21 protein-coding genes and 1 riboswitch are annotated in these 22989 nt (G+C 64.7%); of the genes, 5 read left to right on the forward strand and 16 right to left on the reverse strand.

All coding sequences use genetic code 11. The features are described 5' to 3' along the window. Positions 1-25: 25 nt before the first annotated feature. From V8683_RS10900 to V8683_RS10910, 3 genes are all read left to right on the forward strand, one after another. Entirely contained in the window at positions 26-1411 is a 1386-nt protein-coding gene (locus V8683_RS10900; RefSeq protein ID WP_411192499.1) for a purine-cytosine permease family protein, read from the forward strand. A 105-nt stretch (positions 1412-1516) separates the two neighbouring features. Further along, positions 1517-1813: a hypothetical protein gene (locus V8683_RS10905; RefSeq protein WP_411191105.1), complete on the forward strand. Its 297-nt coding sequence runs from the start codon at positions 1517-1519 to the stop codon at positions 1811-1813. 114 nt (positions 1814-1927) lie between these two features. Continuing rightward, positions 1928-2094, forward strand: a riboswitch (FMN riboswitch). 73 nt (positions 2095-2167) lie between these two features. Beyond that, the gene (locus tag V8683_RS10910; RefSeq protein WP_411191106.1) at positions 2168-2674 is read left to right on the forward strand and encodes a 6,7-dimethyl-8-ribityllumazine synthase; all 507 of its coding nucleotides are present in this window, start codon (positions 2168-2170) and stop codon (positions 2672-2674) included. 106 nt (positions 2675-2780) lie between these two features. Here the strand turns inward: V8683_RS10910 and V8683_RS10915 are convergent, their stop codons facing one another. The 9 genes from V8683_RS10915 to V8683_RS10955 form a co-directional block, all read right to left on the reverse strand. Further along, positions 2781-3575, reverse strand: a complete 795-nt coding sequence (locus V8683_RS10915; RefSeq protein WP_411191107.1) for a glucose 1-dehydrogenase — start codon at positions 3573-3575, stop codon at positions 2781-2783. Positions 3576-3600: 25 nt separating this feature from the next. Then, positions 3601-5070, reverse strand: coding sequence for an FGGY family carbohydrate kinase (locus V8683_RS10920; RefSeq protein WP_411191108.1), 1470 nt, complete (start codon positions 5068-5070; stop codon positions 3601-3603). Between the two features lie 33 nt (positions 5071-5103). Then, positions 5104-6186, reverse strand: coding sequence for an ABC transporter permease (locus V8683_RS10925; RefSeq protein ID WP_411191109.1), 1083 nt, complete (start codon positions 6184-6186; stop codon positions 5104-5106). A 19-nt stretch (positions 6187-6205) separates the two neighbouring features. Beyond that, complete coding sequence (locus V8683_RS10930) at positions 6206-7768, reverse strand: sugar ABC transporter ATP-binding protein (RefSeq protein ID WP_411191110.1); 1563 nt, start codon at positions 7766-7768, stop codon at positions 6206-6208. Further along, positions 7765-8424 carry a DUF2291 family protein gene (locus V8683_RS10935; protein WP_411191112.1) on the reverse strand — a complete coding sequence of 220 codons (660 nt, stop codon included), beginning with the start codon at positions 8422-8424 and terminating at the stop codon, positions 7765-7767. Before V8683_RS10935 ends, V8683_RS10930 begins: the two co-directional genes overlap by 4 nt. A 70-nt stretch (positions 8425-8494) precedes the next feature. Beyond that, entirely contained in the window at positions 8495-9442 is a 948-nt protein-coding gene (locus V8683_RS10940; RefSeq protein ID WP_411191113.1) for a D-ribose ABC transporter substrate-binding protein, read from the reverse strand. Positions 9443-9530: 88 nt separating this feature from the next. Continuing rightward, entirely contained in the window at positions 9531-10328 is a 798-nt protein-coding gene (locus V8683_RS10945; protein ID WP_411191114.1) for a GolD/DthD family dehydrogenase, read from the reverse strand. Positions 10329-10374: 46 nt separating this feature from the next. Further along, positions 10375-11316: a transketolase family protein gene (locus tag V8683_RS10950; RefSeq protein ID WP_411191115.1), complete on the reverse strand. Its 942-nt coding sequence runs from the start codon at positions 11314-11316 to the stop codon at positions 10375-10377. After that, positions 11309-12175, reverse strand: coding sequence for a transketolase (locus tag V8683_RS10955; protein ID WP_462847852.1), 867 nt, complete (start codon positions 12173-12175; stop codon positions 11309-11311). Before V8683_RS10955 ends, V8683_RS10950 begins: the two co-directional genes overlap by 8 nt. Positions 12176-12358: 183 nt before the next feature. Here V8683_RS10955 and V8683_RS10960 point away from each other — a divergent pair, with 183 nt between their 5' ends. Continuing rightward, positions 12359-13141, forward strand: a complete 783-nt coding sequence (locus V8683_RS10960; protein ID WP_411191118.1) for a DeoR/GlpR family DNA-binding transcription regulator — start codon at positions 12359-12361, stop codon at positions 13139-13141. A 47-nt stretch (positions 13142-13188) separates the two neighbouring features. Here the strand turns inward: V8683_RS10960 and hutG are convergent, their stop codons facing one another. The 7 genes from hutG to V8683_RS10995 all read right to left on the reverse strand — a co-directional run bounded on the left by hutG (position 13189) and on the right by V8683_RS10995 (position 20887). Beyond that, positions 13189-13995 carry an N-formylglutamate deformylase gene (gene hutG / locus V8683_RS10965; RefSeq protein ID WP_411191119.1) on the reverse strand — a complete coding sequence of 269 codons (807 nt, stop codon included), beginning with the start codon at positions 13993-13995 and terminating at the stop codon, positions 13189-13191. 30 nt (positions 13996-14025) lie between these two features. After that, positions 14026-15432: a formimidoylglutamate deiminase gene (locus V8683_RS10970; RefSeq protein ID WP_411191120.1), complete on the reverse strand. Its 1407-nt coding sequence runs from the start codon at positions 15430-15432 to the stop codon at positions 14026-14028. A gap of 8 nt (positions 15433-15440) precedes the next feature. Further along, the gene (hutI, locus tag V8683_RS10975; RefSeq protein ID WP_411191121.1) at positions 15441-16664 is read right to left on the reverse strand and encodes an imidazolonepropionase; all 1224 of its coding nucleotides are present in this window, start codon (positions 16662-16664) and stop codon (positions 15441-15443) included. After that, complete coding sequence (locus tag V8683_RS10980; RefSeq protein WP_411191122.1) at positions 16661-17326, reverse strand: HutD/Ves family protein; 666 nt, start codon at positions 17324-17326, stop codon at positions 16661-16663. The genes hutI and V8683_RS10980 overlap by 4 nt, the downstream gene beginning before the upstream one ends. Continuing rightward, complete coding sequence (hutU, locus tag V8683_RS10985) at positions 17323-19011, reverse strand: urocanate hydratase (protein ID WP_411191123.1); 1689 nt, start codon at positions 19009-19011, stop codon at positions 17323-17325. Before hutU ends, V8683_RS10980 begins: the two co-directional genes overlap by 4 nt. 382 nt (positions 19012-19393) lie before the next feature. After that, positions 19394-20107 carry a histidine utilization repressor gene (gene hutC / locus V8683_RS10990; RefSeq protein WP_411191124.1) on the reverse strand — a complete coding sequence of 238 codons (714 nt, stop codon included), beginning with the start codon at positions 20105-20107 and terminating at the stop codon, positions 19394-19396. A 123-nt stretch (positions 20108-20230) separates the two neighbouring features. Next, on the reverse strand, positions 20231-20887 hold the full coding sequence (locus tag V8683_RS10995; RefSeq protein WP_411191125.1) for a peroxiredoxin: 657 nt from the start codon (positions 20885-20887) through the stop codon (positions 20231-20233). Between the two features lie 172 nt (positions 20888-21059). On the opposite strand from V8683_RS10995, the gene V8683_RS11000 reads away from it, so the two are divergent. Further along, positions 21060-22985, forward strand: a complete 1926-nt coding sequence (locus V8683_RS11000) for a beta-galactosidase (RefSeq protein ID WP_411191127.1) — start codon at positions 21060-21062, stop codon at positions 22983-22985. Positions 22986-22989 lie beyond the last annotated feature (4 nt).

Below are 22989 nucleotides of genomic sequence, written 5' to 3' on the forward strand. Positions count from 1 at the left end.
CCGACCCGCGCCCGAGAGCCGCAAGCTGCTCGAAACGCGTTCCATCGACTATATCCCCGACACGGAACGCCACGGCAGCCTGTTCAGCCAGTTCACGCTCTGGCTTTCGGCCAACCTGCAGGTCACCGCGATCATCACCGGGGCGCTCGCCGTGGTGCTGGGCGGCGACGTGTTCTGGTCGCTCGTCGCGCTGTTGATTGGACAACTCGTGGGCGGCGCGGTGATGGCCCTGCACGGTGCGCAGGGGCCGCAACTGGGCCTGCCGCAGATGATTTCGAGCCGCGTGCAGTTCGGCGTCTACGGCGCGGCCATTCCCATCGTGCTGGTGTGCGTCATGTACATCGGTTTTTCGGCGAGCGGCACCGTGCTCGCCGGCCAGGCCACCGCGCAGTTGCTCAATGTTTCCGACACCACCGGCATCTGCCTCTTCGCCGCGCTCATCGTCGTGCTCACGCTGCTCGGCTACCGCTCGATTCACTTCGTCGGGCGCATTGCAAGCGTGATCGGCGTCGCCGCCTTCGTGTTCATGTTCGCGCAACTGTTCGCACACCATGACATCGGCGCGCTGCTCGCCAACCGCCACTTCACGCTGCCGAGTTTCCTGCTCTCCATGTCGCTCTCGGCTTCGTGGCAGATCGCGTTCGGCCCTTATGTGGCCGATTATTCGCGCTATCTGCCGCGCTCGACCTCGTCCGTGCGCACGTTCCTCGCCGTGGGATCGGGGTCGGTGATCGGCGCGCAGGCCGCGATGGTGTTCGGCGTGTTCGCCGCCGCGCTCGCCGGGCACGCGTTCGCGCATCACGAAGTCGCGTATATCGTCGGGCTCGGCGCGAGCGGCGCCGTGGCCGCCATGCTCTACTTCAGCATCGCGTTCGGCAAGCTCACCGTCACCACGCTCAATGCCTACGGCAGCTTCATGTCGATGGCGACCGTGGTGAGCGCATTCCGCGCGAAGCGCGCGATTTCCACCCGGCACCGCTTCGTTTATATCGTCGCGATGGTGGGCATCTCGACCGCCGTCGCACTCGCGGGCCGCCACTCGTTCCTCAAGGAATTCACCGCGTTCATCCTGTTCCTGCTGGCGTTCTTCACGCCGTGGAGCGCGATCAATCTCGTGGACTACTACTGCTTCACGCAATCGCGCTACGACGTGCCCGCGCTCTCCGACCCGAACGGACGTTACGGCCGCTGGAACACGCGGGCCATCGCCATCTACGTGCTCGGCGTGCTCGTGCAGATGCCCTTCATTTCGAGCAGCTTCTATACGGGTGTTTTCGTCGACGCGCTGGGCGGCACCGACATTTCGTGGATCCTCGGCCTCATCGTGCCGGCCGTGGTGTATTACCTCGCTCAGCGCCGCTCCCCGCAATCGATCCCGGACCGGCTGATCCTGCCGGCCGAAAGCCGCTGATCGCAATCGAGGCCATCATTCCGTAATTGTCCGATTTCTGGTTCCCTGCCCGGGCTTTACGATGGAGCCGGAAACCGGCCTCCCCGGACAATATGGAGTGATCGAATGGAAGGACAGCAGTCAGACAGCCGCAACGAGCGAACCGAAACCCCGAAGCCGATTGGCATGGTCTTCGTCAACGCCCTTGCGCTCTTGAAGGTCAGTCGCACCGTAACGGCAAACCGCTTTATCACCAACATGATCTTCGAACCCCATGGCAAGGTCGCCATCGCGGTGGAGAATGGTCGGATCGAGGTCGATACGATCGATTGCGACGTGATGGAGCAGGAATCCATGGACGGCGGCAGCATCGCGCTCGTCGTTTCTCCGGCCCTCCCACGGCACGAGGGCGCGCTGCAGTAACGCGAGAAAACCCACGGCGGCCGATCTTCAATTCCCGCTTCGGAACTGCGGTCTTTCCGTATGCGGCTATGCACAATTTCGAGATTCGTGATACCGTTCATGCGTTCGTCAAGAACATGTTCTCGGGGCGGGGTGCAATTCCCCACCGGCGGTAATCGCCTTTGACACGGCGTAGCCCGCGAGCGCTCCGCCATCGCAACCCGCTTCGCGCGATGGCGGAGGTCAGCAGACCCGGTTGGATTCCGGGGCCGACGGTATAGTCCGGATGAAAGAGAACGGGACGGTTTGCGTCCTTCGCTGCGTGCGAGGACGCTGGCCGTCCTACGCCCTGTTCACACAAACAGGCTGAAGTCCATGAACACCACTACTTCCATCGAAACTCAAGCAGTCGCTTCCTCCGCCGGCAACCGTCCTCGCATCGCGTTCGTCCAGGCCTGCTGGCACCGCGATATCGTCGACCAGTGCAAAACCTCCTTCCTGCAGGCCATCCAGAAGTACGGCTATGTCACCGAAGACATCGACCTGTTCGAGGTGCCTGGCGCCTTCGAAATTCCGCTGCACGCGAAACGGCTGGCACAAAGCGGCCGTTATGCCGCGGTCGTGGCCGCCGGCCTCGTCGTCGACGGCGGTATCTACCGCCATGAATTCGTCGCTCAGGCCGTCATCAACGGCCTGATGCAGGTGCAGCTCGAAACCGGCGTGCCCGTGTTCTCCGCCGTGCTCACGCCGCACCACTTCCACCATGGCGACGAACATACGGGCTTTTTCCGCGAGCACTTCCTCGTGAAGGGCGCCGAAGCCGCTCATGCGTGTGCGGACACGGTGAGCAAGCTGGCTGCGCTGCCGGTGTCGACGCGCTAAGTCACGCGTTTCGCAAGCAGTCCTGCTGACTGCCGGCTACCTTCGTTGCGTAGCCAGCGGTCAGCCTCGGAGCGTACGCGCCTGCGCGGTGCGCTCCATCGCATAGTCACGACATGAACATGCCGCCATCGACGTTGATGGTCTGCCCCGTGATATACGCGGCATCGTCGGAGGCCAGGAACGACACGAGCCCGGCCACGTCCTTGCCGGTTCCCGCGCGCTTCATCGGAATGTTCTCGACCCATTCGGCCATGAGTTCGCCCGGCTTGTAGTCGCCGAGCAGCTTGCCCCAGGCTTCGTCGTTGTAGGCCCACATGTCCGTGCTGATGATGCCCGGGCAGAACGCGTTCACGGTGATGCCCGTAGGCGCCAGTTCTTTGGCGAGGCTCTGCGTGATACCCACCACGCCGAACTTGCTGGCCGCGTAGTGCGGCGTATAGACGAAACCCTGGCGCGCCTGGCCCGACGCCGTATTGATGAGCCGCCCGGCCTTGCCTGCGCGCAGCATGCGCGTCGCCGCTTCCTGGCAGCACAGGAACACGCCCTTCGTGTTGACGGCCAACACCTTGTCCCATTCCGCTTCGCTCAGATCCTCCAGCCTGGCAATGGTGATCACGCCCGCGTTCTGCACGGAGATATCGACCTCGCCGAGCTTCGCGGCCACTTCGTCATAGAGCGCGACGACTTCTGCCTTCTGCGTCACGTCCGCTTCGACGGCGATCGCGTCGAAGCCCGCTTCGCGCAGGTGCGCCGCCGCGTCGTGCACGCTCTTCTCGTTGGCCGATACGCACACCTTCGCGCCTTCCTGCGCAAAGCGCTCCGCGATACCGAGCCCGATACCCCGGCTGCCGCCTGTCACGACCACGACCTTGTTGACGAACCGCTTTGCTTCGTAGACCACGTTGCACTCTCCTGTCACCATCGATTTAAAGACGTCCAATCCACTGCAGCCATTGCGCGTGATTCTGCGCCGCGGCCTGCACGCCGTTGCCGGGCTCCACGCGCCGCGCGACCACCCGCTTTGCCGCCCAGGCATCGAGCGAAGCGATCAGTCCGGCTTCGAGCGATGCCAGCGCGGCAGCCCCCGCAGCCGAAATCTCGCTCAGCGCCAGCGTGCTGACCGGACGGTTCAAGGTATCCGCGAGATATTGCAGCAGGAAGGGACGCTGCACGAGGCCGCCATCCAGATGCAGTTCGCGCAGCGGAATATTCGAGGCCCGCTCCATCACCGTGATCACGTCCTTGATCTGGTACACGATCGATTCGTAGGCCGCTCGCACCACGTTCCGCCACGACGAAGAGAAGCTGAGCCCGACAATCTGGGCTCCACCCGGATACTTCCAGTGCGGGCAGCCGATGCCGGAAAACGCCGGAATCACGAACACGCCGCCGTTGTCGCATTCGGTGAACGCCGCTTCGGCCTCAGCGAAATCGTCGAACAGGCGCAGCTTCTCCTTCAGGAAGGCAGGCGTGGACCCGGCGCTGATGATGATGCCCTCCAGCGCATAATCCACGCGCGCCGCCGTGGCAAAGCACAAGGTCGAGACAAGACCCTGCGCCGCCGTCTGCGGCTGGCTGCCCACGTTCATCATGATCGACGAACCCGTGCCCATGGTGGCCTTCGCGACGCCCGGCATCAGGCATCCTTCGCCCACAGCGGCTGCGTGCGAATCGCCGATCATCGAAACGATCGGGATGGGCTGCGCCAGCAGGCCATCGAAATCGGTCGCCCCGAAATACGCGGCAGACGGCTTGAGTTCGGGCAGACGCAGGCCCTGCAAGCCGAACGCCGCGATCAGCTCGCGATCCCATTCGCGCGACCCGAGGTTGAACAACATCGTGCGCGACGCGTTCGTATAGTCGGTGCAGTACGCCGCCCCCTTCGTCAAGCGATAGAGCAGCCAGCTATCGACCGTTCCGAAGCGCGCGTTGCCCGCCGCCATTTGCGCGCGCACGCGCTCGTCGTTCTCGTTGAGCCAGATGAGCTTGGTGCCCGAGAAATACGGATCGATCAGGAGTCCGGTCCTTGCGGCGATCATATCCGCCAGGCCGTCTCGCTTCAGACGCTCGCAGATCGCGAGCGAGCGCTGGCATTGCCACGACACGGCCGGCGCGATGGGCTTGCCTTCCGCGTCCCACAGCACCACCGTTTCGCGCTGGTTCGAAATGCCGATACCCGCGATCTCGCGAGTCTCGCCCGCAAATTCGGCGAGACACATCGCAACCGACTTCAGCACCGATTCGTAGAGTGCGTCAGGATCCTGCTCGACAAAACCCGTGCGTGGATGCGTGCACGGCACGGCGGCAAACCCGCGCGCATGAACCTGCCCGTGAGCGTCGAAAACTAGCGCCTTCGTGCCGCTGGTTCCCTGATCGATGGCCAGAACGTATTGCATGTGACATTCCACTGAGGAGGGCTGCGTGCCGGCTCACGCGGTCAACGAAACCATGCGCGACTGCAGGCGCTGCTGCAACTGGTCGATGACGACGGCGAAGATGATCACGAGACCCTTGATCACCATCTGCCAGAAGTCGCTGATCCCGCACATGACCATGCCGTCGCCGAGAATGCTGATGACGCAGGCGCCCACGACCGAACCGAACACCGTGCCGCGCCCGCCCATCAGCGCTGTGCCGCCCAGCACCACGGCGGCGATCGCGTTCAGCTCGAAGGTCTCGCCGGTCAGCGGGTGAGCGGTCTGCAACTGCGCGGTAATGACAAGGCCGACAATCGCGGCACAGAAGCCCGAAAACATATAGACGAAGAGTTTCACGCGATGCGTGCGGATGCCGGAAAAGCGCGCGGCCTGCTCGTTGCCGCCGATGGCGTAAATGCGCCGGCCAAGCGGCGTCTTGCGCGCGATGAAGATAGTCACCGCCGCCAGCAGCAGCATGATCCACACCGGCGTGGAAAGCCCCAGAATCGTACCATTGCCGATGAACTCGAAGCCCGTGTTGCCGAGCGCCGCATTACCCTCCAGATCGGCATAGGTGCTGCCGTTGTTGACGAGCAGCGCCGCGCCGCGCACCACGTAAAGCATGCCGAGCGTCGCAATGAACGGCGCCACGTTGAGCGCGGTGATCAGATAGCCGTTCACCGCACCGATCAGCGCACCCAGTACGCAGGCAAGCAAGGCGACGCCCCACGGATTGAAGAACACGACGTAATGGCCAACGTGGACGCCCTCCAGCAGCAGATAGCCGGCGGCCATACCGCTGATGCCCACGATGGAGCCAACCGAGAGATCGATCCCGCCCGTGAGGATCACGAGCGTCATGCCGATGGAGAGAATCGCGACGATCGTCACGTGCTTGGCCATGATCAGCAGGTTGCCCGTCGAGAGGAAATTGTCCGCCGTGATCGAGAACACGATGATGATCGCGAAGAGCGCGATGAAAATGCGCAGCTTGAGCAGGTTCACCGCGATGCGCGAAGCCCTGTAGGCGCCTTGCCGGTTGTGCTTCGCGTGAGCCGGGTGCAGCGATGGATTGCTGCTGTTGGGAGTATTCATGGTGTTGACCTCGGTTGCCTCAAACCACGGCGGTATCGGGTGTCGACGCGCGCACGATGCGCTCGCTGTCGAACTGGGAGCGTTCCAGGACGGCCGTGAGCTTCCCGCTGGCCATCACGAAGACACGATTGGAAACGGCCATTGCCTCGTCCAGCTCGGAAGTGGCGTAGATGACGGCAATACCCGATTGCGCGAGCAGGCTGATGGTCTTGTAGACGTCTTCTTTCGCGCCGACGTCGATGCCGCGCGTAGGCTCATCCATCAGGAGTACTTTCGGCGCGGTGAGCAGCGCCTTGCCGATCACCACCTTCTGCATGTTGCCGCCCGATAGCGACGTGATGGGCGCATCGACCGAAGCGGCCTTAATCGCGAGGCGCTTGACGATATCGTTGGCGGCCTCCACCTGCCGCTCGCGCCTGAGTGCGCCCAGCGCGAAGCGGCTTGCGAATTTGCCGAGACTCGAGAGTGTCATGTTTTCGAGTATCGACATGAGCTGCACCATGCCCTGCTTCTGCCGGTCCTCGGGCACGAGCGCGATGCCGGCTTCGATGCGCCCGGGAATCGGCAGGTCTTCAATGGCTTTGCCGGCCAGCTCGATTTCGCCCAGTGCGAGCGGCTGCGCGCCCAGCAGCGATTCGAGCAGTTCGGTGCGCCCGGCGCCCATCAGCCCGTAGATGCCGATCACCTCGCCGGCGCGCACCGAGAAAGACACATGATCGACCGCATAGATGCCGTTCGGCCGCTTGAGCGCGAGGTCCGTCACCTTCAGAACTTCGGCGCCGATCTTGTGCTGCTCGAAAGCGAAGCGCTTCTTCGACGAGCCGACCATGGCTTCGATGATCCACGGAATGTCGATCCGGGCGATATCGTCTTCCGCCACGAGCCGCCCGTTGCGCAGCACCGTGATGCAGTCGCCGATCGCCATGATCTCTTCGAGACGATGCGAGATATAGATCACCGTCACGCCCTCGTCCTTGAGCTGGCGAATGATTTTGAAGAGGATTTCAACCTCGTTGCGCGACAGCGCCGAGGTGGGCTCATCCATGATGAGCACCTTGATGTGCTTCGAGAGCGCCTTCGCGATCTCCACGAGCTGCTGCTGGCCGACATAGAGGTCGCCAAGACGCGTGCGCGGAGGGATAGGAATCTGCAGACGATCGAGCAGCGCCTTGGCCTGCCGGTTCTCGTCCTTGCCGCGTATCACGCCCGCGCGCGTCGGCTCGTTGCCGGCGAAGATGTTCTCCGCCACGCTCATGTCGGGAAAGAGATTCAGTTCCTGGAAAATGATGCCCACGCCGTGCGCTTCGGCGCTGCGCACGTCGCTGATCTGCGCCACGGCGCCGTCGATGCGGATCTCGCCGGAAGTCGCCGTCTCGGCGCCGGCAAGCAGCTTCATCAAGGTGGATTTTCCCGCGCCGTTCTCGCCGATCAGCACGTTGACCTTGCCGCGGCGCACCTTGTAATCCACCTCCACGAGCGCCGCGGTGCCGGGATAGATCTTCGAGAGCCCGCGCGTCTCGATGACGTTCGCGGAGTTCGTCCCCGGGTTGATCCCCGGGTTGATCCCTTGCAATGCGTTCATTTCCAGGCCACCGGTATCGCGCGAATTTCGCCGGAAGGTTCGCTCCAGCCGCTGTAGACGGCCGCCACGTCCACGCTCTCGCCCACCTGGAGCTTGAGCGACTGCTCCGCACGGGCCACCACGAGCTTGTTGAGCGCCTGGCCGAAGGCGGCAAAGCGCGTCTGATCGTCGAAGTCGCTGTATTTCACGCCGGGGAAGCCGTCGCGCACGCCCGTGCCGATCACGACGGGCCCCGTTTCCAGCGCCACGTGTATCGCGTCGCCGCCGCCCGGCGGGCTCACGTCCACATAGGCCTTGCCCACGCGCGAGGCGGTGTCGATGCGCGTGACCTTGCCCTGCACGCGTATCCAGAAGTTGCACGGAAACGCGGCACTCTGGCGAAAGCCGTACTGCTTGCACGCGTCGTCGAAATTCTGGCTGAGCGCGCCGATAACCTGCGCCGCCGGCTTCGCGTTCTTTTCCGCGTAAGGGATCACCTGCTCGCTGAAGATCTTCGCCGGATCGGGGCCGTGATGCTGGCCCTGGCTGCGAATCGCGGCCAGCTCCTGATCGGTCACGACGTGGCAGCCTCCGGCCGAGACGATTTCCAGCAGCACCAGCGCGCCAATCGCCGCGATGAAAACAGAGGAGCGCAAAGCGCTAAGGGATGAAACCATGACGACCTCACTTGAAGACTTCCACGGGCGCGCGGTGCCGGCGGCGCGCCCGTAGCACACCCAAAGACCGTTACTTGGTGTAGTAGAAGTCGTTCACCTTCGAGGCATTGTCCTTCGTGATCAGGATGCCGCGGAACAACTGACGCTCGGGCTCGCCGGTCTTGCCGGTACGAATATAGCGGTCGAGCAGGTCGACGCCATGAATGGCGATCGTCTGCGCCTGCAGCATGACGGTCGCCTTGAGCTTGCCCGCCAGAACCGAATCGCGCTCGTCGTTGCTGCCGTCGATACCCATCACGACCACGTCGCTGCGGCCCGCCGAATCGAGCGAGGCGATGGCGCCGAGCGCGACGGGACCGTTACCGCAGATCACGCCCTTGATATGCGGGTGCTCCTGCAGAATCGAATCCATCGCCTGCTTGCCCGGCAGCAGCGCACCCTTCGCGTCCTGGCGCGCGACCATCTTCAGGTCCGGATACTGGTCCAGCACCTGGTGGAAGGCCTGCGAGCGCGTCACGCAGTTCTTGTCCGCAAGGTTGCAGGTCAGTTCCACGTATTCGCCCTTCTCGCCGATCGTGTCGACAAAGCGCTGCGCAACCTCGGTGCCGGCCTGCAGATTGTTATGGCTGAGCTGTGCGATGGCGATGCCGTCCTTCGGGATCTCGCGGTTGATCAGCACCACCGGCACATGCTTTTCCTGCGCGGTGCGCACCGTGGCAACGCTGCTGTTCGAATCCGCGTTATCCAGGATGATGCCCTTCACGCCCTTGCCGATCACGAGATTGACCAGTTCGTTCTGCTTGTTGACGTCCTCGCCATGCGACAGCACGATGGTGTCGTAGCCAAGCTTCTTCGCTTCCGTGTCCGCCCCCTTCGCTTCCGCGGCGTAGTACGGATTATCGAGCGCGTTCACGAGAATCGCGATCGTGCCTTTACCGGCTGCCAGCGCATCGGCCGGCTGCAGGGCCATCACGAAAGACGCGGCAACCGCTGCCGTGACTGCAAGCTTCTTCCACATGTTTGTCTCCGGGTTCACTTTCTATTTCTTCGATGAAGATGAAACAAACGGCCCCCGCCACCGCGAAGGCCGCACGAGCACAACGAACTCAGCAAATGGTGTAACCGCCGTCGATCATGATGTCGGCGCCGGTGATCATGTCCGCGCCGTTCGAGAGCAGGAACAGAATGGCGGCGGCAATCTCGTCGGTATAGGCGAAGCGGCCCACCGGAATCAGCTTTTTCATGGCTTCGCCCTTCTCGCCTTCCCAGGCCGCCGCACCCATGGGCGTCAGCACGACGGTGGGCGAAACGGTATTGACGGTGATGCCGCGGCCGGCCCACTCTTTCGCGAGAACCTTCGTCATCCCGATCAATCCGGCTTTGGCCGAGGTGTAGGCACAATGCTGGTCGATCGCGACGGTCGCGGCCTGCGAGGCAATATTGACGATCTTGCCGCCGTGCCCGCTCGCGAGCACGTGACGGGCGAAATGCTTCGCGCAGAGAAACGGTCCGGTGAGATTGACGCCAATCTGCTTCTGCCACTCGTCGAAGCCGATCGCCTCGGCCGGCGTGAGCGTAATGCAGCCCGCCGCGTTGACGAGCAGATGCAGATCGCCGAAATGGGCAATGGCCGCCTGCATGGCGCGTTCGACGTCGGCCTCGCTGGCGACGTCGCAGGCAAAAGCCTTCGCGTTCTGCGCCCCCAGTTCTTCGATCGCGGCCTGCACGCGCGGCGCCTCGAAGCTCGGGTAGAAGATGGCGACGCGCACGCCCTTCGCGATCAACGCGGCGTTCGTGGCCATGGCGATGCCGCCAAGGCCGCCGGTCACGACCGCCACCTTGCCGTCCAGCCGAAAATCGAAATCGACGCCGTGACGCAGCGTCATGTCGTACTGAATGCTCATCCTGTCTGTCTCCGTGATAGGGCCTGGTGCGCCTGCCGCCGCGCTTTCAGCGCGCGAGCTGGGCGCGCACGGCCGCTACGATGCCCTCTGCGTCGATGCCGTAGTGGCGGCGAATTCCCTTGCGCGTGCCGTAGCGTGCGAACTCGCCTTCGGTCACGCCCAGCGTGGTCAGGCGGCGGTGGATCTGGCGCCGCGCCATCAGGAGCGCGACCGTCGCGCCCACGCCGCCGTGCAGCGAGTGCTCTTCCACAGTCACCACCGCGTCGTGGCGCTCGACGATCGACGCCAGGGCATCCTGATCGAGCGGGCGCAGCGACGAAAGATTCACGAGCGTCGGATGGATATCGTCCTGCTGCAGTTGCTCGCAAGCGTCGAGCGCTTCGCCCACCACCGACCCGAGCGCGATCACCGCCACGCCGCTGCCCTGAATCAGCACGTCGGGACGGCCCGGCTCGAACCGGTACGTGGCGTCGTGCACGACGGGAAACTTCGCGTTGTCGAGGCGGATGTAGACCGGCCCCTCCATCGCCGCTGCGTAGTCGATCATCTGCACGACTTCCACCTCGTCGCACGGCGCAAAGATCTGCACGTTGCCAAAGCCGCTCATGATCGAAATGTCGTCGATCGCGTGGTGGGTGGAGGCAAGCGGCCCATAGGCCACGCCCGCGTTGAGCCCGAGCATCTTCACGTTGGTGGCGCTGTAGCAAATGTCGTTCTTGACCTGCTCGTTGGCGCGTCCCACAAGAAACGGTGCGGCATTCGCCGTAAAGACGACATGCCCGCCCAGCGCGAGGCCGGCAGCCATGCCGACCATGTTTTGCTCGGCAATGCCAACGTTGATCACGCGCTCCGGGTAGCGGTCGAGGAAAGGCGCGATCTTCGCGGTCGAAGTGGAATCGGCCACCATCACGACAATGTCTTGCCCCTCTTCGGTCAGACGGCTCAACGCGCTCACCGCACCGTCGCGCAGATCCGCGAAGTTACGCATGGTCCAGCTCCTTCAATGCCTGCTTCAGTTGTTCTTCGTCCGGAAACTTGTGGTGCCAGGCGGGAACGTTCTCCATGAACGAGACGCCGCGCCCCTTGACCGTATGGGCGATCACCACCTTGGGCTTTCTATTTTTGTAATCCAGACTTTCTATTAGTTTCCAAATAGCGTCAGAATCGTTTCCATTGACGTCGTGAACTTCGAAACCGAAAGCCCGAAACTTCTCGTCGAGCGGATCGAGATCCATGATGTTGTGCGTGAAGTCCGCCAGTTGCAGACGATTGCGGTCGACGATCGCGACGAGGTTGGCGACCTCGAAGTGCGCCGCCGACATGGCGGCTTCCCAGTTGGAACCCTCTTCGAGCTCGCCGTCGCCCGTCAGCACGAAGACCCGGCCCGGCACGCCTTCGGTGCGCGCCGCATGGCGCTGTTTCGCCATCGCAAGACCGGCCGCGATGGGCAGGCCGTGGCCGAGACCGCCCGTGTTGACCGTCACCCAGCCAGGCAGCTTCTGGCGGACCGGATGACCCGGCAACCGAGAATCGTCCCGCAGATAGGACAGCAACTCGCGCTCCTCGAGCCAGCCCAGTTCCGCGAAACACGAGTAGAGACCGCCCACGCCATGACCCTTGCTGAGAATAAATTCGTCATGCCAGGTGACGGCGCCGTTGCCGTCCCGGTTCGCGTTGACTTCATAGCGCAGCACGTGGAAGTACAGCGCAGCCAGAATGTCCGCCTCGGACATGTCCCCGCCCGTATGGCCGCTCTTCGCCGCCGCGTTCATGACACAGATCTTCTTGCGGATCTCCTGCGCGCGCCGGTGAAGCGCCTCGCCGGACTGCTTGAAGGGATTTTCCATTCCCTGCTCCCGGGCTTCCTGTTTGCTTGAATCGTAGCTTCCTTTTCTTTCTTTAGAAAGTCAAAGAGAAATTAAAAGAAACAGGGAAAATACCAGGGAGCGCCGCCGGGCGTCCGAATCGGGCAAAATACAGCCTGCAATGTCTAATGCCCGCCAACCTTGGCGGTTTGCGGGGAAATGGGAATGGATCAAAGGACCAGAACAGAAAAGATTCTCGAAAGGGTGCAGGCCGCAAGGCTCGTCAAGCTCTCCGAGCTTTCGAACGAATTTGGCGTATCCATGCCGACCATCCGGAAGGACATCGACGAACTGCAACGCCTCGGCCGGGTCGAGCGCGTGCATGGCAATGTGCGCCTGAAGTCCGAGCCTGCCCCAACGGCGCGTCGCCCCTACGACGCCCACATTCTTCCGACCAGCGAGGAAAAGGCGCAGATCGGACGCATGGCGGCCGGCCTCATCGAAAACGGCGACTCCGTCATTCTCGACTGCGGCGCGACCACCACGGAACTCGCGAAGAATCTGCTGGAGCGGCAGAACCTGCGTATCGTGACCAACGCGCTGAACATTGCGATTCTGCTGGGCGCGGAGCCGACCAATCGCGTCATGCTCACAGGGGGCATCTTCAAACCGGAGACGATCGCGGTTTCCGGCGAAAAGGCGTCGACTTTCTTTGAAGGCATGTTCGTCGACAAGCTATTTCTGGCGGCCGGCGGCGTCTCGATCGAGTCCGGCATTTCCTATCCGGACTTCATCGACCTGCACGTCAAGCGCGCGATGATCGATGCGGCAAAGACGGTCTGGCTATTGGCCGATTCGAAGAAGTTCGGCAAGCGGGAGTTTGCGACCTTCGGCGCGATGGACCGGGTCGACTTCCTCGTGACCGACAGGGGATTGAGCGCGGAGCACGCCGCCTGGCTGCAACGCCTCGGCATCGAAATCATTTATGCCGAGGCAGCAGGGAGCTGAGGCGCACGCGGTCTGGGCAGCGTTGCGCCGTACGTCTTGCGGTACGTCTATTTCGCGGCGTTGAGCGCCTGCACGGCGTCCAGCGCGCCGCCCACCATTTCGCGCAGCACGGGCTGCACCTTGTCCGCCAGCGCCGGTGCATAGTCGAACGGCGCGGTCTCGTTCATATAGGCCGACTGGCACATTTCGAGCTGGATGGCATGCACGCCGTCCCGCGGCGCGCCGAAGTGGCGCGTGATGTAGCCGCCCTTGAAGCGCCCGTTCGCCACCCACGTATACGCGCTCGCCGCCGCCGCGTCGACAGCGGCCGCCTGCACGTCCGGAGCCGCCGTGCGCCCGTCCTGCGTGCCGAGGTTCAGGTCCGGCAGCTTGTTCTCGAAGAGCCGCGGCAGCACGCTCGCAATCGAATGCGCTTCCCACAGCAGCACGTTTGCATGCTGCGCGCGCAGGCGCTGCAGTTCCGCGCGCAAGGTGTCGTGATACGGCTGCCAGTACGTCGCCACGCGGCGTTCGCGCTCCGCCGCATCGGGCGCGCAACCCTCGCGATAGATAGGCTCGCCGCGAAAAGTTTCGGTCGGGCACAGCGACGTGGTCGTCTGCCCCGGATAGAGGCTCTCGTCGTTCGGCGGGCGGTTCAGGTCGATCACATAGCGCGACACGCGCGCACCGAGTATCGTCGCGCCCAGTTCCTTCGCGAACGCGTAGAGACGGTCGAGATGCCAGTCGGTATCCGCGACGGTCAGGGCAATATCGGTGTACTGATCACGCAGCGCGTCGGGAATCCGCGTGCCGAGATGGGGAATCGAAATCAGCAGCGGCGCGGTGCCGCGTTCGAGCGTATAGAGGTCGGTCATGGTTCGTCGAAATCGGAAGGGCGGATCGGCTCAGGCGTTGGACAGCAGACGCGCAAGCGCCTTGCGGTAATCCGCATACAGGCGGTCTTCGTGACAGTGGCGACGCTGCTTCACCACGCGTTCGCCGCCCGCGTATACGTCGAGCACGGGCGTCTCGCCATGCTCGCAGAACACGGCCGACGAAAGCCACGTACCGACGGCCTGCTCCGCGAGGTTCGGGTGCTGCGGATCGAGCACGATCCAGTCCGCGCGCGCGCCCTCGACCAGCGCACCCGTGCTGCGCCCCGTGGCACGGGCGCCGCCCGCGAGCGCGCCTGCGAACAGGCGGTCGGCGACCTGCACCGTCTGCGGCGACGCGAGCACGTTGCGCTGGCGCCGCACGAGCCGCTGGCCGTATTCGAGCAGACGCAGTTCGGCGCGCCAGTCCACGCCGATGTGGCTATCGGAGCCGATGCCGAACGCACCGCCCGCGTCGAGATAGTCGTGCGCAGGGAAAATGCCGTCGCCGAGATTGGCCTCGGTCGTGAGGCAGAGCCCCGCAACCGCCCCGCTCTTCGCGAGCGCGCCGGTCTCGGCCGGGTCGACGTGCGTGGCATGCACGAGGCACCAGCGCGCGTTCACGTCGAAGCGCTCCAGCAGCCATGCTACGGGACGCGCGCCCTCGGTCGCGAGGCAAGCTTCCACTTCGGCCGTCTGCTCCGCAATGTGGATATGCACCGGCGCGCCGGGCAGCATGGCGTCGAGCCCTTCCAGCATCGCGCGCAGCGAGGCCTGCGAAACGGCTCGCAGCGAGTGCGGCGCCACGCCATAGCGCAGCGCGCCGTGCTCGGGCCGTGCGGTTCGCAGCGTATCGATGAGCGCGAGCAGTTGCTCAGGCGTATTGATGAAACGCCGCTGGTCGTCGCGCGAAGGCTGCGCGCCGAAGCCGCTGTACTGATAGAGCACAGGCAGCATCGTCATGCCGATGCCGGTCTCGCCCGCCGCATCCACCACGCGCTGCGCCAGCTCCGCGGGGTTGCCGTACCGGCGGCCGTCCTCGGCGTGATGGACGTAATGGAATTCGCAGACGGACGTGTAGCCCGCTTTCAGCATCTCCGCATAGAGCCAGTGCGCGATCGCTCCCAGGTCGTCGGGCGTGATGCGCGCCGCGAAACGGTACATCAGGTCGCGCCAGCTCCAGAAACTGTCGGTGGGGTTCGCGCGATATTCGGTCAGGCCCGCCATCGCACGCTGGAACGCATGCGAATGAAGATTAGGCATGCCAGGCAGCAGCGGACCGGCCGCGTGCGTCACGCCCTCGGGCGCCTGCACGAGATCGGGCGTAACGGCACGCAAGGTGCCCGTTTCGTCCCATTCGAGCAGGACGTTGCGGCGCCAGCCGCCGGGCAGATACGCGTGCGCCGCGAAGAGCGCGCGTGAAGTCGGATTCAGGGTCATGATGGAGTTCATGCGTTCGGACGGCGCTCGAAGACGGTCTCGCCGGCACGCACGACCCGCTCGCACAGCGGGCGTCCGATCCAGTAGGCCAGCTCCGCGAGCGATTGCACGCGCCAGACCGCGAAGTCGGCGGGACGGCCCGCCGCCAGCGTGCCGTGCCGTTCGCTGTCGCCGAATGCGCGCGCCGCGTGTTGCGTTACGCCCAGCAGCACCTCGGGCACGGTCATGCGGAACAGCGTGCTCGCCATGTTCATCATGAGCAGCAGCGAGGTCGTGGGCGACGTGCCCGGGTTGCTGTCGGTCGAGATCGCAATGGGCACCTCATGGCGCCGCAGGAGTTCGAGAGGGGGCAACTGCGTTTCGCGGATGAAGTAGTAGGCGCCCGGCAGCAGCACGGCCACGGTGCCCGCGGCTTTCATGGCGGCTACGCCCGCTTCGTCCAGAAACTCCAGATGGTCGGCGGACAAGGCGCCGCAGCGGGCCGCCAGCGCCGTGCCGCCGCTGTTCGAAAGCTGCTCCGCGTGCATCTTGACGGGCAGGTTGCGCCGCGCCGCGGCCTCGAACACGCGCTCGCTCTGCGCAAGCGAGAAGCCGATGCGCTCGCAGAACACGTCGACGGCGTCGACGAGGCCCTCGTCGGCGAGGGCGGGGAGCATGTGCTCGCAGACTGCGTCGATATAGGCGTCCGCGCGCCCCGCGAACTCCGGCGGCAACGCGTGGGCGCCGAGGAAGGTCGTGCGCACGGTCACGGGATAACGTTCGCCGAGGCGCCGCGCCACGCGCAGCATCTTGCGCTCGGCCGCGAGTTCGAGGCCATAGCCCGACTTGATCTCCACGGCGGTCACGCCTTCCGCCAGCAGCGGTTCGAGGCGCGCGGCCGACTGCGCGAACAGTTCGTCCTCGCTCGCGGCGCGCGTTGCGCGCACGGTCGAAACGATGCCGCCGCCCTGGCGCGCGATCTCCTCGTAGCTCGCGCCCGCGAGCCGCTGCGCGAATTCGTCCGCGCGCTGGCCGCCGTAGACGAGATGAGTGTGGCAATCGACGAGGCCCGGCGTGACCCACGCGCCGCCGAGATCCTCGCGCGGCCACGCGGCATGGTGCGCAGGCACCTGCGCGGCGGTGCCGAGCCAGGCGATCCTGCCGTCCTCGACGGCGATGGCCGCGTCGTCGAGCGTCTCGCGCGGGTCGCCCTGCGCGCACAGCTTGAGGTTGTGCCAGAGAGTCTGTTTCATGGGGTGCTTCGTTGTGTATCGAGTGCGATGGCCAGCACCGCGCCTTCGCCCTGCGTTTCGATGTCGATGGGTTGTACCGCGTCGATGCGCAGCGTGTCACCGGCTGCAAGCGTCACTGGCTCGGCGTTATCGACTCGCGCCTCGACGTGCCCACGCGCGCAGTACAGCAACACTGTCTGCGCCGTGAAGCGATGCTCCGTTGCCGTGCGCCACACGTCGAGCGTGCCGCACGCCGCGCCACGGCGCACCATCAGATTGAAATCGCGCGTGGGCCCGTCCACGAGCCGCGCCTCGATCGCCGCTTCGCCCGCGAAGCGCGCAACGTCCAGCGGTTGCGTAAGCGCATGCGTGCGCGCGGCCGGTCCGGCCTCGTCGAGCAGCATGCCCGCGCCTTCGAGCAGCACCAGCGTGCGGTCCACGTCCTCGAAGCGCGAGAACGGGCCGGCTTGCGCAACGTCGGCCACACTCACGCGCCATGCAAAGGCGTCGAGCCCGGCACCCGCCCCGCCGGCGGGCGCCGAACCGACCACCACCGCGCCGGCAGACGCCGCCGCGATCTCGCGCGTGACGCCGCCGCCGTTCTTCCACGGCGACGCCACCAGGTCCGCACCACGCAGAAGCGCGACGCGCGTGTCACCCTGCAATGCGTGCGCGCCGCTCATCGGCCGAGCATCGGCAGCTTCAGGCCCGCCTCGCGCGCGGTCTGCTGCGCGAGTTCGTAGCCGGCGTCCGCATGGCGCATCACCCCCGTCGCCGGGTCGTTGTGCAGCACCCGGCCCAGACGCTCGTGCGCCGCCGCCGTGCCGTCCGCCACGATCACCACGCCCGAGTGCTGCGAGAAGCCCATGCCCACGCCGCCGCCGTGATGCAGCGACACCCACGACGCGCCCCCCGCCGTGTTCAGCAGTGCGTTGAGCAGCGGCCAGTCGCTCACCGCGTCCGAACCGTCCTTCATCGCTTCCGTCTCGCGATTCGGGCTCGCCACCGAACCCGTGTCGAGGTGATCGCGGCCGATCACGATCGGCGCCTTCAGCTCCCCGTTCTTCACCATCTCGTTGAACGCCTGGCCCAGACGATAGCGGTCCTTCACCCCCACCCAGCAGATCCGCGCCGGCAGCCCCTGGAACGCAATGCGCTCGCGCGCCATGTCCAGCCAGTTATGCAGGTGCGGATCGTCGGGGATCAGCTCCTTCACCTTCGCGTCGGTCTTGTAGATATCCTCAGGATCGCCCGAGAGCGCCACCCAGCGGAACGGCCCCTTGCCCTCGCAGAACAGCGGGCGGATATACGCCGGTACGAAACCCGGGAAGTCGAAGGCGTTTTCGACGCCCATCTCCAGCGCCATCTGGCGGATGTTGTTGCCGTAGTCGAGCGTCGCCGCGCCGCGCGCCTGCAGCGTGAGCATCGCGCGCACCTGCTGGGCCATCGATGCCTTCGCGGCCTGGACGATGCTCTCCGGCGCCACCTTCTGCGCCTCGCGCCACTGTTCGACCGTCCAGCCCTGCGGCAGGTAGCCGTGGATCGGGTCATGCGCGCTGGTCTGGTCCGTCACGCAGTCCGGCACGATGCCGCGCGCCACGATCTCCGCGAACACGTCCGCCGCGTTGCCGAGCAGGCCCACCGAAACCGGCCTGCCGGTCTGCTTCGCTTCCTCGACGATGGCGAGCGCCTCGTCCAGCGTCTTCGCCTTGCGGTCCACGTAGCGCGTCTTCAGGCGGAAGTCGATGCGCGTCTCGTCGCATTCCACCGCGATCATCGAAAAGCCCGCCATGGTCGCCGCGAGCGGCTGTGCGCCGCCCATGCCGCCCAGTCCGCCCGTGAGGATCCAGCGGCCCTTCGGGTTGCCGTTGAAGTGCTGGTTCGCCACCGAGTAGAACGTTTCGTAGGTACCCTGAACGATGCCCTGCGAGCCGATGTAGATCCAGCTGCCCGCCGTCATCTGGCCGTACATCATGAGGCCCTTGCGGTCCAGTTCGTGGAAATGCTCCCACGTGGCCCAGTGCGGCACGAGATTGGAGTTCGCGAGCAGCACGCGCGGCGCGTCCGCGTGCGTGCGGAACACGCCCACCGGCTTGCCCGACTGGATCAGCAGCGTCTCGTCCTCGTTCAGGTCCTTCAGCGACGCGAGAATCTGGTCGAAGCATTCCCAGTTGCGCGCGGCGCGGCCAATGCCGCCGTACACCACGAGCGCGTGCGGATGCTCGGCGACTTCCGGATCGAGATTGTTCTGGATCATCCGGTAGGCCGCCTCGGCCAGCCAGGTCTTGCAGACCTTCTCACTGCCGCGCGGCGCGCGGATCGTGCGGGTGGGATCGAGGCGGGGATCGGCAAATTTCGGATTGTTCATGGCGTCGGTGCGTAACGAGGTGAGTCGGTGCTGAGGGCAACGCCAGCGCGGAATCACACGGCCGCAAGTCTGGTGTTGCAACGTGGACCCAGTCTAACGCCACCAAGTTGTATATACAACTCGTTTATAGAGATTTCTCGTAGGGGATTACCCTGAATGATTTCCCTAAATAGACGAGCGATTACTGACGGGACACGCACGCGTATTCATTGGCATGTTGACTAGTCAACGCAGCCCAAATGAACTCATCAAGTAGAAGCTCGCGCGGCATCTCGTGCGCGCCTGAACAGAAAGCGGCGACGCCCGCCTGCCCAGGCCGGCGCGCCGCTCGAAGCGGGAAAGAACGGATGCGGGCCCGGAGAACCCAAAGGACCCGAAGGACTCAGACGGTCCCGGCGAGATGAAAGCGCGACGACGGATGCCACAGCCGCACCGAGGTCGCCACATGCGGGCCCACCCAGGTGCGCCGGATCAGCAGCAGGCAAGGCTCGCCAATCTCCATTTCGAGGTACTGTCGCACGCGCGCCTCGGGCTTCTGCGCGTAGATGCGGAACTCGGCGCGCTGCACGGGCGCGACGCGCACCATGTAGTGCGTCGGCGTCTCCTGCATGAAGTCCTGCTGGAGATACAGCGGAAACACCGCCGGATTCACGTAACGGTCCTCGTACTGGATCGGCTCGCCCTCTTCGCTGTGTACGATGCGCGAATGGAATACCGGCCCCGATTCGACTTCGAGGGCGGCGAGCGCCTGCGGATCGTCGCTCTCCTCCAGCGAGAGGATGCGCGCCGTATGGTGGTGGCCGCGTGCGGCGATCTCGTCGGCGATATTGCGGATCTGCAGCACCGTCGATTCGTACTGCCGCGGCGCCACGTACGTGCCCGATCCGCGCACCCGGTTCAGCACGCCTTCGGCCATCAACTCGCGCAGCGCCCGCGAGACCGTCATGCGCGCCACGCCGAATTCCTTGACCATCTCCGTTTCCGAGGGCACGACGTCCCCCGGGCGCCAGGCGCCCTTTTCGATCTGCTCGAGGACGTAACGCTTGATCTGTTCGTAGGCGGGCAACGCGGTGCTGCGGGCCAGTTTGTTTTGCATGGGTTCGTTCTGGGCAAAGGCAAATGAGGGCAGATGAGCGGCCGACCGGATCCAGCCGGCCCTCATTTTACCGTCGCCGCGCGGCCGTGCCTCCCCGTACCGTTCCGGATGGCCCGCCCCGGCTCACTTCGGCTGCGCGACGTAGCGCAGGTAGGGCTTCAACGTTCTGAACCCTTGCGGATACTTCGCTTTCGCGGCCTCGTCCGAAACCGAGGGCGGGATGATCACTTCGTCGCCCGGCTTCCAGTTCACCGGCGTCGCGACCGTGTGCTGCGCATTCATCTGCAATGCGTCGAGCAGGCGCAATACTTCGTCGAAATTGCGTCCCGCGCTCATCGGATAGACGAGCATGGCCTTGACCTTCTTGTCGGGTCCGACGATGAACACCGAACGCACGGTGGCATTGTCGGCCGCGGTGCGGGGACCGCCGCCGCTCGCGCTCGGGTGAATCATGTCGTAGAGCTTCGCGACCGTGAGATCGGCGTCGCCGATGAGCGGATAGTTGATGGCCGCGCCCTGGGTTTCCTCGATATCTTTGACCCAGTTGCGGTGATCGCTCACCGGATCGATGCTTAGCCCGATGATGCGCGTGTTGCGGCGGTCGAATTCGGGCTTCAGGCGCGCCATATAGCCAAGCTCCGTGGTGCACACGGGCGTGAAGTCCTTCGGGTGGGAAAACAGAATGGCCCAGTGATCGCCAATCCATTCGTGAAAGCGGATCGTGCCTTCGGTCGTTTCCGCCGTGAAATCGGGTGCGTCTTCACCTAGACGAATCGTCATATCAAGCCTCCAGTTGGGCATTGAGGGCGCGAGGCGCGCCTCGCGCAAGCGTGCCTTGCTGTTGCATTGTAGACATCGCGCGCCGGGTTACAGGCATTACAGGCGGCATTACAAGCTATAGGCCGCCCTGCTATCGTTTGTCCCGGGCGCCGCGTTCGGAGCTGAAAACGTTATGAAACATCGTTCTGCGAAACGACTCGGGAGAGTGAGCGGGCTCACAGGTCTCGCGCCGCCTCTCGCCCCCTCCGCGGATTTCCGGTTCAGCGCCGACGGCCGCGATTTTCTGCTGCGCGGCGAGCCATTCCAGATCCGCAGCGGCGAACTACATCCCGCGCGCATTCCACGCGCCTACTGGGCGCACCGCATTCGTATGGCCAAAGCAATGGGCATGAACACCATCGCCCTGTACGTGATGTGGAATTACCACGAGGCACAGCCCGGTGTCTTCGACTTCGCGAGCGAGAACCGCGACATCGAAGCATTCATCCGCCTGTGCCGGCAGGAAGAACTTTGGGTGCTGCTGCGCCCAGGGCCGTACGTGTGCGCCGAATGGGACCTGGGCGGCCTGCCGCCGTGGCTGCTGGCCATCCCCGATATCCGGCTGCGCTCGGCAGATCCGCGCTACTTGCAGGCCGTCTCGCGCTACCTCGCCGAACTCGCGCGTCGCGTCACGCCGCTCTTGATCGCGAATGGCGGTCCGATCCTGATGATCCAGATCGAGAACGAATTTGGCTCGTATGCGCACAACCCGACGTATCTCGAAGCGCTCTGCGCGCTATGGCGGCAAAACGGCATCGGCGGCCCGTTCTACACCGAGGACGGGCTCATGCAACTGCAGCAGAACCGCTCGAACGTGTCCGGCGGCGCGATTGCGCTCAGCAACGGCAACGCGGAACAGATCGCACAGGCGCGCAAGGCGTATGCCGGCGTGCCCGTCATGGCCGGCGAGGTTTACCCGGGCTGGCTCACGCACTGGGGCGAGCCGGCGCTGCAGGGAACGGCCGTCGATCTTTGCGCGACGCTGCACGCCTTCATGCGGGAGCAACTCTCGTTCAATCTCTACGTCATCCACGGCGGCACGAACTTCGGGTTCCATGCCGGCGCGAACGTGGATCCGCAAACGCGGGATTACCAGCCCGACATCACGAGCTACGACTACGCAGCGCCGATCAGCGAGCAAGGCGTGGCGACCGCGAAGTTCCATGCGTACCGGCACATCATCGCGTCGTATCTGCCGTCCACACCGCCCACACAGCCGCTGCCCACCGTTCCCGCGCCGATCCCCACCTTCTCGCGCAGCGGTGCCGATGCCCTGCGTCCCGCTCCCTGGGCCTCGCTGTGGGACAACCTGCCCGCGCCGCTCGCGCTCGAACCCGGCAACGCTGCGCTGCCGTTCGAGCACTACGGCCTTTCGTATGGATTCGTGCTCTACCGGAAGCGGCTCGATCATGACGACGGCGGCGTGCTGTCGATCGATGCGGTCCATGACTACGCAACGGTATTCATAGGCGGACGCTATGTGGGCGCGCTCTCGCGCGCTCGCGTGCAGGAGGCATTCGCGCGCGAGCTGGGACTGGTTCACGGCGCAACGCTCGCCTTGCCGCCCGCGGAGCCCGATACGAACGGCAGCGTGCTGCTCGAAATCCTCGTGGAAGGCATGGGCCGCGTGAACTACGGCCCCGAACTGGCGGACCGCAAAGGCCTGATTGGCGAAGTCGCGCTACACGATCGCGCGGGCAGGCGCCGCGTTCTGACCGGCTGGGACGTCACGCTGCTGCCGATGGATCGCGATTACGTCGCGCAGTTGCCGGCTGCCGCCACGACGCAACGCAACGCGGCAAAGCCAGGACGGTTCTATCGGGCAACGCTGCAACTGGACGGGAACGCGCCCGCCGACACCTACCTCGACATGCAGCACTGGACCAAGGGGCTCGTCTGGGTCAACGGGCATGCGCTCGGGCGCTACTGGCGCGTCGGTCCGCAGCAGCGCCTCTTTTGCCCGGCCCCGTGGCTCGTGGCGGGCGAGAACGCCATCACGATCTTCGATCTACACCAGCTCGAACCGATGCCGGTTGCACTCGAACGTACGTTGAACTGAATGT

The organism is Paraburkholderia sp. AV2 (assembly GCF_054968425.1).